Source organism: Psychroserpens sp., from assembly GCF_045105015.1.
Classification (GTDB): domain Bacteria; phylum Bacteroidota; class Bacteroidia; order Flavobacteriales; family Flavobacteriaceae; genus Psychroserpens.
This window is the reverse complement of sequence record NZ_JBGCCX010000015.1, coordinates 1-10,269: the sequence shown is the minus strand read 5'-3', so window position 1 is coordinate 10,269 and position 10,269 is coordinate 1. Positions and strand designations below refer to the sequence as shown.

At 33.3% G+C, this 10,269-nt stretch carries 8 protein-coding genes; 1 reads left to right on the top strand and 7 read right to left on the bottom strand.

Annotated features, from left to right (window positions below; translation table 11 throughout):
- The coding region (locus tag AB8B90_RS01195) for a TonB-dependent receptor (RefSeq protein WP_405332851.1) at window positions 1–1,185 on the bottom strand (1,185 nt) is incomplete at its 3' end.
- A gap of 164 nt (window positions 1,186–1,349) precedes the next feature.
- Between AB8B90_RS01195 and AB8B90_RS01190 the strand changes: the two genes are divergently transcribed.
- Window positions 1,350–2,393 carry a LacI family DNA-binding transcriptional regulator gene (locus AB8B90_RS01190; protein WP_405332849.1) on the top strand — a complete coding sequence of 348 codons (1,044 nt, stop codon included), beginning with the start codon at window positions 1,350–1,352 and terminating at the stop codon, window positions 2,391–2,393.
- Here the strand turns inward: AB8B90_RS01190 and queG are convergent.
- From queG to AB8B90_RS01160, 6 genes are all read right to left on the bottom strand, one after another.
- A complete protein-coding gene (gene queG / locus AB8B90_RS01185) occupies window positions 2,374–3,294 on the bottom strand; it encodes a tRNA epoxyqueuosine(34) reductase QueG (protein ID WP_405332847.1) in 921 nt (306 codons plus the stop codon). The genes AB8B90_RS01190 and queG overlap by 20 nt on opposite strands.
- Window positions 3,295–3,348: 54 nt before the next feature.
- On the bottom strand, window positions 3,349–4,692 hold the full coding sequence (locus AB8B90_RS01180; RefSeq protein WP_405332845.1) for a cytochrome-c peroxidase: 1,344 nt from the start codon (window positions 4,690–4,692) through the stop codon (window positions 3,349–3,351).
- Window positions 4,693–4,835: 143 nt separating this feature from the next.
- On the bottom strand, window positions 4,836–6,170 hold the full coding sequence (locus AB8B90_RS01175) for a cytochrome P450 (RefSeq protein WP_405332843.1): 1,335 nt from the start codon (window positions 6,168–6,170) through the stop codon (window positions 4,836–4,838).
- Window positions 6,171–7,193, bottom strand: coding sequence for a Holliday junction branch migration DNA helicase RuvB (ruvB, locus tag AB8B90_RS01170; RefSeq protein WP_405332841.1), 1,023 nt, complete (start codon window positions 7,191–7,193; stop codon window positions 6,171–6,173).
- Window positions 7,194–7,341: 148 nt separating this feature from the next.
- Window positions 7,342–9,132 carry a cbb3-type cytochrome c oxidase subunit I gene (locus AB8B90_RS01165; RefSeq protein WP_405332839.1) on the bottom strand — a complete coding sequence of 597 codons (1,791 nt, stop codon included), beginning with the start codon at window positions 9,130–9,132 and terminating at the stop codon, window positions 7,342–7,344.
- 27 nt (window positions 9,133–9,159) lie between these two features.
- Entirely contained in the window at window positions 9,160–10,221 is a 1,062-nt protein-coding gene (locus AB8B90_RS01160) for a cytochrome c oxidase subunit II (RefSeq protein WP_405332837.1), read from the bottom strand.
- Between the last annotated feature and the right edge of the window lie 48 nt (window positions 10,222–10,269).

Genomic DNA, 10,269 nt, shown 5'->3' with positions numbered 1-10,269 from the left:
AGAAGCCTCCATACCAACTGATGTAGAAATAGGGTTCATACCATCACTAACATTAGACCTTCTTAATTCACCACTTTCGCCAAGACCAACGTTTTGAGATAAATACGGTGTATGTAACGTTTCGTTATTGGCATCAAAATTCGGAACATTTTCAAAGTCCGGATCATCATTGGTACCTGTTACTTTTATTGGATTCGGTAAATAAGCAATAGCTCTATCGTTTAAATATTTAGCATAAACTCTTACATAACCTTTTTCAAATTCTTTTGTGATATTAAATTTGAATTGACCACCATTGTTCGCTGTATAACCTGCATCACGAATACCTTCACCAACTCTATAAAAACCACCCATGTGGAAATAAAGTCCTTCAGCAATTGGAGCACCATATTCAAAATCTGTTCTGAAATTTCCATAGTCTAATCCAAAAGCTGTCGATATTGAACCACCTTCTGTTTTTCCAGTTTTGCTAATTAAGTTAATAATTGCACCTGGGGAATTAGAGGATAATGTAGAAGCAGATCCACCTCTAATAGCTTCAATTCTCGAAATATTAGAATCAAATCTTGTAAATATATCTGCTGTAGCAAATGACATATCACCAAATAGTAAAACTGGTAATCCATCTTCTTGTAACTGAACATATTTTGATCCACCGGAGGATACCGGTACACCACGAACAGCTATGTTAGAATTTCCTTCACCACCAGAGGATTCTGAGCGAATACCTGGTATTGTTCTAAAAATTTCTGCAGTAGTTCTCGGTGCAGATTGTTGTATCACATCCGGTCGGATTGTTGTTACTGACACACTAGACTCTATTCTAGATTTCGGATTGGTAACACCAGTTACAATAATTTGATCTAAAGATTCAGAATCTTCAGTCATTAAAATGTTAATAGTAATGTCTTCATTGTTAATTGTAACACTTTGAGTGAACTTAGAGAAACCCAAATACGTTGCATTTAAAGTGTAAGTTCCATTTTCAACACTTGTAATGGTATAATTACCATCAAAGTCAGAAACAGCTCCTTGAGTCGTTCCTTCAATAATAACATTAACTCCTGCCAGAGGGATACCAGCACTATCAGCAATATTTCCTGAAATATTCGACTGTGCTAAAACGGTAGATACAGAAACCATTAGTAAAAGTAATAAACTGTAACATTTTTTAGTTGTAATCATTTTAAGTTAATTTTAATAATTTGATAATTATTTTGGTTAATTATTAACGAATCTATATTTATTATTTATTATTTCGAGATATTCATAAATCGAAAACGTTTTCGATTTACCGAAAACGTTTTCGATTTAGTTTTTTTTGTATTTTAGTCTAAAAATAAAACATTTTGAAACCAGTTACTTTAAAACAAATAGCAGAAACGTTAGATATTTCAATAACTACAGTTTCTAAAGCTCTAAAAGATTATCCAGATGTAAGTAAAAAAACAAGAAAACTCGTTCGTGAAACAGCTGCTCAATTGAATTATAGACCAAATTCATTTGCTGTTAATCTTAGAACAAAAGAATCAAAAACTATAGGTTTAATAATTCCAGAAGTTGTTCATCATTTCTTTTCAACAGTAATTAAAGGAATTATAGCACAAGCGGAAAAAAAAGGATACCTAGTTATTATACTACAATCCAATGAATCCTATGAACTAGAAAAAAAGCAAATTGATTTACTTTTAAGTAAGCACGTTGATGGTATATTAATTTCATTAGCTAATGGAACTTCTGACTTCAAACATTTAACCGAAGTTATAGATCAAGGTAAACCAATAGTAATGTTTGATAAGATTGCCAAAATTGTAAACTGTTCTAAAGTTATTATAGATGATAGAAAAGCGGCTTATATAGCTACGCAACATCTAATAGACATTGGCTGTAAACGTATTGCTCATTTTCGTGGTCCACTACTACCTCAAAATTCTATTGATAGATTCCTTGGTTACAAAAAAGCTTTATTAGATAACAAAATTGAATACGATCCTAGCTTAGTCTATATATGCGAGTGTGACGATATGAGTTTTGAAGAAGGCAAGAAAAATGCTTCAAAATTATTAGATGACAATAATAAAGTGGATGGCATTTTTATTAATACAGATATGGTTGCTATTGGAGCAATAACGGAATTTAATAAAAGAGGTGTTAGGATTCCAAAAGACATTGCAATTGTTGGATTTAGCAACTGGTTTATGTCCTCAGCAATAACACCTTCATTATCAACCATTGATCAACCTGGCTATCAAATGGGTAAAATGGCTTTTAAACAATTGCATAAAGAACTTAGAGCAATAAAAAAAGGAAAGGAGGTAAATCCAAAAATAATAGAACTAGAAACTTCATTAGTAAAAAGAGATTCTACTAAAGTTAAGATTTTAAAAACTTAATATTTCGTTGCAAGCCATCAAACTTCGTCCGCTTCACTGCAGATTTTTTAAACACTTTATTAAAAGTGTCTTTGGTAATCTCTTCCCAATCCTTTTTAGTCATGGATAATAAATCTGGATGAGGATCAAACAAAGGTTCATTATGTGCTTTGGAAAATCGATTCCACGGACAAACATCTTGACATACATCACAACCAAACATCCAATCATCAAATTGACCTTTAAACTCTGAAGAAATATTATCTTTTAATTCGATTGTAAAATATGAAATACACTTACTTCCATCGACGACATATGGTTCAGTAATTGCTTCTGTAGGACAGGCATCAATACAAGCTGTACAAGTGCCACAATGATTAGTAACTGCATGATCATAGTCTAATTCTAAATCGATTATAAGTTCTGCAATAAAGTAAAACGAACCCACTTGTTGCGTCAATAAGTTACTGTGTTTTCCAATCCAACCCAAACCAGATTTTGCAGCCCAAGCTTTATCTAATACAGGAGCAGAATCTACAAATGCACGACCATGAACATCACCAATCTCCTCTTGAATAAAATATAGCAACTGCTTTAATTTTTCTTTAATTACAAAATGATAATCTGTTCCGTAAGCATACTTAGACAATTTATAGCTTTCGTCATTCTGAATTTCTGAAGGGTAATAATTTAAAAGAAGAGACACGACACTTTTAGAATCTTCAACGAGTTTGGTAGGATCTAAACGTTTATCAAAATGATTTTCCATATAACGCATTTCACCATGTGCATTATTTTTCAACCATTGTTCAAGCCTAGGCGCTTCTTCTTCTAAAAACTGAGCTTTACTTATACCACAAGATATAAAGCCTAAACGTTTGGCTTCATCTTTTATAAGTTGAGATTGTTTTGATTTGCTCACCTTCAAATTTAAAACATCTCAAGAATATTTTAGTGTTGAATTGCAATCTATTTATTAATCACATCCCATATCTTGTGATGATACTGTATCTGCATTTGGAAAACAATTCCCTGATGGTAGTTCACTAGGCACATAACGCTGCAAATTACTATCATAAAGTGCGTTTTCTATAAAAGCTGTAATAGCATCAACTTGGGCATCATCTAAATTTAAAGGTGTAAACATTTCAGGTATTTGACTTACTGGCACATTTTGATTTTCGGCAATTGCATTATTCTTATAAGAAATCACATCTTTGATAGTTTGAAAACTTCCTCCATGTCCAAAAAATGTTACGTCTTTCAAATTATATAGTTGAGGTGTCTTGAATTTATAATCATCCTCAGCATTTCCAGTAAATCCACCACGTCCACGCTTAGTAGCATCATCTATAGTTGTCATAATATTTTCGCCAGCTAAATCATTCATTCCTAAAGCATAAAAATCCATTCCATTTAATGCAGGACCTGAATGACAAGAATAACAATTAGCAACTCCAAAAAAGAGAATAGCACCAAAAGTTTCTTCTTCGTTCATAGCATTTGTGTTTCCGTTTAGCCATTGCTGAAAAGGAGCTTGGTTTGGCAGTAAAGTTCTTTCGTATGCTGCAATTGCTAGTCCAGCATTTAATTTAGAATATCGTTCTGAAACATCTACATTTGAAAATGCTTCATCAAACAAATCTTTATAATCTGAATTCAAAATAAAATCTTCATCAATTAAAAGACGATGTACTTCAAGACCCGCAATTGCTTGTGTCTCTACACCTTCAAAACCTAAATTATTAACTTCTTTAGGCGTTCCTACAGTCCAATTTGCCTCTGTTCCTTCATTAGTTCCAGTTGCACCAAATTGTCCGTTCCAGAGCATAACATCTTGGTAAGCAACATTAAGTGCCGTTGGTGTTCTAATAGGTTGAACATCTAAATCTTCTTCAAGATATAATGAGTTTTTAAATCGACCTTCACCTGTTATACCAAAGCCCATTCCTCCTTCACCTATACCTTGCAATATTCCACTTTGGAAACCAGCTTTAGCATGATGACAACTTGCGCAAGAATAAGTATGCATTCCATCGTCCACATTTGGGTTCATAGCAAGTCCTGTTTCATGAAAAAGCAATTTTCCTAAGATTACTTTAGCTTGAGTAATTGGGTTATTTTCATCGTTAGGAATCAAACTATAGTCTGTAGCTAAGGGTTGTATTAAAGCTGCATTAGAACCATAAAGTTCTGCAATTCTACTTTCTAAAATATTTTGGGCTGGAATCGACCTGTAATCATCATCATCTGATGCACAAGACGAGAAAAGTATCATAAAAGCCATAGCTAGAATGGCTGAGTGGTGTAAGTTTTTCATTTTGATTTGTTTAATAGGTAACAGAAAAGTAAACCAAAATACAACTTCAGATAAATAAACTAGACAAAAAACATTATTATTAGGTTATAGACGTCTGAAATAGATTAAGTGTAATGTTTTAAAGGCCAATACAATAGACAGTATTAAGGTCTTTCTTCAAACTTTAAAAAAGCATTTTTAGGCTTAAGCGTAATTAATGGAGTAATTTCAATAGTTTCAAATCCTGGAAGAATTTTGTATTTCGAAATCAATTCACTTATAGCAATAATCATTTCAAACATGGCGAAATTATTTCCGATACATTTTCTTGGACCAGCTCCAAACGGAAAGTATTGCGATGAGAACTGTCGACCACCCTCACTAAATCGCTCTGGCAAAAAAGATTCTGGTTGTTGCCATAAATCTGGATGTCGATGCATTTCGTATACAGAGAATAATAAATTAGAACCTGGTTCAAATGTCATTCCATCAAAATGATCTTCAGCAATGTTAACCCGATCTATAAAATAAGCAGGTGGATACAATCGCATTGATTCTTCAATCACTTGTTGACAAACTTTAGATGACATTACTAGCGTCATTAAATCATCTGTTTGTTCTTTTATTTTTGAATGCTCTTTACAAATTTTATCTTGCCATTCTGGATGCATCGCTAATAATTGAAACGTAAAAGTAAGTGCATTAGATGTTGTTTCATGACCTGCAGTGAAAATGATTAAAATTTCATCTATGAGTTGCTCTTCAGTCATGCCTTTACCATCATCATAACGCGTTTCTAAGAGCATGTCTAACAAATCGTCGTATCGTTTGCCAGAAACTTTTCTTTCCTCTACAATCCCTTTTAAAATCGTTCTGGCTTCTTTCGAAAGTTCTAAATGTTTCTTGAGGGTACCACTTATATTAAACCACCAAGCTAGATACGGTTGACGTAGTTCTTTAACTAACATTCTCTGATTAGCTTCTGTTATAAACTGAAGCCTTTCCATATCTTTTCCGCTTGCTGCTTTAGTAAACAATGATTTTACTACTGTTTGGAATGCTAAATCATTAAGGACAGGAAATAAATCAATGGTTTTATTAGATTCAATACAAGCATACTCTGAAATAATAGTATCCTGCATTCCATTTAGTAAATTTTCAAGTTGTTTTTTATGAAATGCTGGTTGCAACATTTTACGTTGCTTTTTCCATTTTTCTCCTTCTGAGGTGAGTAAACCTTCACCAACATACTTTACTAAATCTTCAGTTTGTATTTTAGATTTGACGTAATTTCGTTGATTTTTTTGAAGTACATATTGTGCGAATTTAGAGTCTCTTATAAAAAAGACTTCATTTTTAAACCCAATTTTTAAACGGAATACATCTCCCTTTTCATTAAAGTTTTTACGATGAAAAGGCAAAGGGTTTTTTAGTATTTCAAGCGAATGTTTAATAAATCGATTTAAAGGAACAGTAGGTATTTGTTTTTCCGTACGCATCTAAAATAAACCTCCTTGTGATGGCCCCTTAATTTTTCCTAAGTGTTTATAAGCTTGTTCAGTAACTTCTCGTCCACGAGGTGTTCGCATAATAAATCCTTGTTGAATCAAAAATGGCTCATACACTTCTTCAATAGTTTCTGGACTTTCACTCACTGCTGTTGCAATAGTAGTAATCCCGACAGGACCACCTTTGAATTTTTCTATAATAGTTTCTAAAATTTTATTATCCATTTCATCCAACCCATGTGCATCTACATTAAGTGCTTCTAAGGCAAATTTTGCAATTTTTATATCAATACTGCCATTTCCTTTTATTTGAGCAAAATCTCTTACACGACGAAGTAAAGCATTTGCAATTCTAGGTGTACCTCGACTTCGACCGGCAATTTCAACAGCTGCTTCCATTGAAATTGGAACATCTAGTATAGAGGCGCTTCGTTGTACTATTGTCGTCAATAACTTAGTATTATAATACTGTAGTCTACTTTGAATACCAAAACGGGCTCGCATTGGTGAAGTTAATAATCCTGAACGTGTAGTGGCACCAACAAGAGTAAATGGATTTAAATTGATTTGAACGGTTCTGGCATTCGGACCAGATTCAATCATAATATCAATTTTATAGTCTTCCATAGCAGAATACAAATACTCTTCAACTATTGGACTAAGTCTATGGATTTCATCAATAAACAATACATCACGCTCATCAAGATTAGTCAATAATCCTGCTAAGTCTCCTGGCTTATCTAATACTGGACCAGAGGTTACTTTAATGCCTACATTAAGTTCACTTGCTAAAATATGTGCTAATGTTGTTTTACCTAGTCCTGGAGGACCATGAAACAGAGTGTGATCTAAGGCCTCTGATCTTCCATTTGCTGCTTGAACAAAAATCTGTAGATTTTCTAATACTTGATCCTGACCAGTAAAATCATCAAATGATAATGGTCTCAACTTTTTTTCAACATCAAGTTCTTCAGGCGAAAAATTATCATTTGTAGGATCTAGATGTTCGTTCATAGTAAAGACCTTTCGATTGTACTCAAGGTAAGGTTTTATAACTTAAATAATAATGATTCCATTTAGAAATAAAGAATCTATTCTTCAAATATAAAGAAAAAGCCTTTCGAAATTAACGAAAGGCTTTCCAATATTTTATATTCAGAAATTAATGTTGAAGTTCTTCTTCACCATCTTTCATAGGAACATTTTGAGGAACAAAATCATCATCATGTCCTGGTTTACTATAATCATAAGCCCAACGATAAACATGAGGAATTTCTCCTTCCCAGTTTCCGTGGATATGCTTAACAGGTGCAGTCCACTCTAAAGTAGTCGATCTCCATGGATTCTGAACTGCTTTCTTTCCGTAGAAAATTGAATAGAAGAAGTTCCATAAGTATACCAATTGAAAAACACCACCTACAATTGCGAATATTGTAATTACAACATTTGCATTAGCAGTATCGTCAAATAATGGGAAGTTCGAATTTGTATAATAACGTCTTGGTAAACCTGCCATACCTATAAAGTGCATTGGAAAGAATACACCATAAGCACAAACCGCAGTAACCCAGAAATGTAAATATCCAAGGTTTTTGTTTAGCATGCGACCAAACATTTTTGGGAACCAGTGGTAGATTCCAGCAAACATTCCATATAGTGCTGAGATACCCATTACTAAATGGAAGTGTGCCACCACAAAATAAGTATCGTGTACATTAATATCTAGAGCACTGTCTCCTAATATAATCCCTGTTAAACCTCCAGTAATAAATGTTGATACAAAACCAATAGAAAATAACATGGCTGGATTCATCTGGACATTACCCTTCCAAATAGTGGTAATCCAGTTGAAAGCTTTTACAGCTGAAGGAATTGCAATTAACAATGTTGTAAATGTAAATACTGAACCAAGGAAAGGATTCATACCAGAAATAAACATGTGGTGTCCCCAAACTATCGTAGATAAAAATGCGATAGCCAAAATTGACATAATCATGGCACGATACCCAAAAATTGGTTTTCGTGAATTAGATGCCATTATTTCTGAAACTAATCCCATTGCTGGTAATATTACAATATAAACTTCAGGGTGACCTAGGAACCAGAATAAGTGTTCAAATAATACAGGTGAACCACCTTGATAGTGTAATACTTCGCCTTGTATAAATATGTCTGATAAGAAGAATGATGTTCCAAAACTTCTATCCATGATTAATAAAAGTGCTGCTGATAATAATACTGGGAAAGAAATAACACCAATAACAGCTGTTACAAAAAATGCCCAAATAGTTAATGGAAGTCTTGTCATAGACATTCCTTTTGTTCTTAGATTAATTACAGTAACAATATAATTTAATGATCCTAGTAGTGATGATGCAATAAATATTGCCATAGATACTAACCATAGAGTCATTCCCATACCTGAACCAGATTGTGCTAAAGGCAAAGCACTAAGTGGAGGGTAGATTGTCCAACCAGCTGCTGCAGGTCCTGCTTCAACAAATAGAGAGATCACCATAATCACACTTGACAAAAAGAATAACCAATAAGAAACCATATTAAGGAATCCAGAAGCCATATCTCTTGCTCCAATTTGAAGTGGAATTAATAGGTTACTAAACGTACCACTTAATCCGGCAGTAAGAACAAAGAATACCATGATTGTACCATGTATTGTTACTAATGCTAAATAAATATCTGCATCCATAACTCCATCAGGAGCCCATTTACCAAGTAATGCTTCAAAAAGCACATTTGGTTCTTCTGGACATGCAATTTGCATACGAAACATAATTGACATCAAAACACCTATGACTCCCATAATAGTACCTGTTACTAGGTACTGTTTTGCAATCATTTTATGATCTTGACTAAATATATATTTAGTTACAAAAGTCTCTTTATGATGATGTCCGTGATCGTCGTGTGCGTGAGTATCTGCGTGTGCTGACATAATCTATTATCTTTTTTTAAAATCTTTTTATTTAATTAAAGAATTCTTGAAGGTTTTTTGTTCACTTAACCAAGCTTCGTATTCCTCTTGGGTTTCAACAATAATCTTCATTTGCATGTTATAGTGAGATTTACCACATATCTTGTTACATAATAATAGGTAATCAAACTCATAAGTTAATTCTTGACCTTTAGCCTCTATAGCCTCTTTGTTTTCTAATCTAATAGCATTAATATTTGCTACTTTATCAATAATATCTGGGTTTTGACGCATGTCAGCAGTCGTTACTGTTGGAGTAAACCCAAATTGTGTAATCATTCCAGGAACACAATTCATTTGTGCTCTAAAGTGAGGCATATAAGCCGAGTGTAATACATCTTGTGAACGCATTTTAAATAGAACTGGTTGTCCGACTGGTAAATGAAGTTCAGTTGTGATAACGTCATCTTGAGCATTAGGGTCAGCTTCATCAACACCTAATATATTTGCACGATCAATATCAATTAAACGTACATTAGCCATTCCTAGAGTATTATCTTCACCTGCATAACGTGCTTTCCAGTTAAACTGTTGTGCATATAGCTCTATGACTATAGGATCTTCACTTTCATCAACATTCATAATACTAGACCAAGTGAATAATCCGTAGATTATTAGCCCAGCTAAAACGACTACAGGAATAAACGTCCATATAGCTTCTAATGTATTATTATCAGCATAGAATAAAGCCTTTTTACCTTTCTCTCCTTTGTATTTATAAGCAAAGTAGTGCAGTAAAAATTGAGTAAAAGTTTGCACCACAAAAATAAGAGCCATCGAAATAATCATCAAATTATCTAGACCAGGACCATGCTCTGAAGCAGAATTAGACATTAAAGGTAAATCCCCTAAATACCAAAAACTAAGAATTGTAATGATATATATGAAGGCCAAAAACCCCATCATTAAATACCCATTAAGCGTATTGTCTTTATCTGTAGCTACTTGATCATTATCTGATCCTACTTGTGATAGGTCAAATATTTTAACCATTTGCCAAATAGCAACAGCTATAAAAAGTACTATTATAAGTGTTAAAAAAGCAGTCATTGTTGTTTGTCTTCTTTATTTAATTTATTAATAATGGAAATGTTCACT

Coding starts and splice junctions, on each gene's coding strand:
- AB8B90_RS01180 (WP_405332845.1), bottom strand. CDS start 4,692: ATGAAAAACTTACACCACTCAGCCATTCTAGCTATGGCTTTTATGATA.
- AB8B90_RS01175 (WP_405332843.1), bottom strand. CDS start 6,170: ATGCGTACGGAAAAACAAATACCTACTGTTCCTTTAAATCGATTTATT.
- ruvB (WP_405332841.1), bottom strand. CDS start 7,193: ATGAACGAACATCTAGATCCTACAAATGATAATTTTTCGCCTGAAGAA.
- AB8B90_RS01165 (WP_405332839.1), bottom strand. CDS start 9,132: ATGTCAGCACACGCAGATACTCACGCACACGACGATCACGGACATCAT.
- AB8B90_RS01160 (WP_405332837.1), bottom strand. CDS start 10,221: ATGACTGCTTTTTTAACACTTATAATAGTACTTTTTATAGCTGTTGCT.